Origin of the sequence: Caulobacter sp. AP07 (assembly GCF_000281955.1) — a bacterium.
GTDB lineage: Bacteria > Pseudomonadota > Alphaproteobacteria > Caulobacterales > Caulobacteraceae > Caulobacter.
Map to the genome: position 1 here is coordinate 1 of NZ_AKKF01000118.1, position 1,504 is coordinate 1,504.

Here is a 1,504-nt window from a genome sequence, read left to right on the forward strand (position 1 = left end):
ACGGCGTCGATCCGGCCGGCGTTCTGGCGCTGGCGCAGCGTACCGCTCAGAGTGACGTTGGTGATCGGGTCCTCGATGCGGTTCCAGAACGCCGTGGCCGCGACCAGGCCCTTGTCGCCCTTGCGCGACACGCCCAGCTCGAAGCCCTGCAGCCGCTCGGGCTTCAGCGCCGCATTGGCCTCGGTGATGTCGTTGCCGACCCGGAACGGACGATGCAGTTCGTTGAGCGAGGCCGGCCGGAAGCCCGTATAGCCCGAGGCGCGCAGGACGACGTCGTTGGCCAGTTCCCGCTTCACGCCCAGGCGGCCGCTGACCACGTTCCCGTCGCGGTCGGCCGGATGCGAGTCCAGGGTCACGGCGCCCGTCGCCGCATCGCGCTCGACGCGGTGGCCGTCGGTGTTCTCCCAGTGGTCCAGCCGCAGGCCGCCGGCCACCAGCCACGGGCCCGTCGTCCAGGAGCCGTCGGCATAGGCCCCGACCACCGAGGTCTCGCCGCCGGCCACGCGGGTCCGGGTGTAGGCGCCGTTCATGTAGCGGAAACGCTCGCGCACCTCGCCGTCGTTGAAGCGGGCGTCGGCGCCCAGTTCCCACTCCAGGCCGCCGACCTTGCGGCGCAGGGCGGCGTTGAGACCCTTGCCGGTGGCCGGGGTCTTGTCCTGGCTGTTGGCGGGGGTGGTGGTCGCGCGGTCGGCCGCGACGGCGACCGAGCTGTTGAACAGGTCGCTGGTCCGCCGCCAGGCCTGCAACCGCCAGCCCAGGGCCGCGCCGCGCGGAGCCTTGACCAGGGTGGCGCTGAACACGTTGCCCGAGGCGTTGGCCCGCGCCCCGGCCAGGCCGGCGCCGCGGTCCTCCTCGAAGAAGCCGCCGCGCAGCGACAGCAGGCCCAGGGCGGTGGCCATGTCGACGCGGCCGGCGATGCTCTTGGCTTCCAGGTCGGTCCGGGTGTCGGCCGCGCCCCGGCGGTCGCCGCGCACCGGCACGTAGCCGTCGGACTTGTCGTAGGACGCCGCCCCGAAGAACTCGAGCCGCCCCAGGGTCGAGACCGCCGCCGCCGAAGCGCGCTGAGACCCGAGCTCGCCGGCCGAGACGTCGGCGGCGATGCCCCCGTCTCGTTCCCGAAGGCCGATCACGCCGGTCAGGGCGCCGGCGCCGTAGGGGCCCGCCCCCGCCCCGCGCACGATGTCGATCCCGGTCAGGGACTCCGGCGCCAGTTGAGACCAGATCACCCAGCCGCCGAACGGGTCGTTGAGCGGCACGCCGTCCAGGGTCACCAGGGTGCGTCCCGCGCCCGAGGGGGCGATGGCCCGCAGGCTGATCCCCTGGGTGGTCGGGTTGGCCGACAGGCTGGAGGTGCGGCGGAACAGCGAGACGCCGGGCGTCTGGCCGACCGCCTCGTCCACCCGCTGGCTGCGGACCAGATCGCCCTCGCCCAGGTGGACGACCGAGAACGCCGCCTCGGCCGCCGAGGGCGGCAGGCGGGCGGCGGTGACGATCACCTGTTCGA

At 74.1% G+C, this 1,504-nt stretch carries 1 protein-coding gene; it reads right to left on the reverse strand.

Annotated elements, in window-relative coordinates; all coding sequences use genetic code 11:
* On the reverse strand, nt 1–1,504 hold a 1,504-nt coding region (locus PMI01_RS06430; RefSeq protein ID WP_007665771.1), incomplete at both ends, for a TonB-dependent receptor plug domain-containing protein.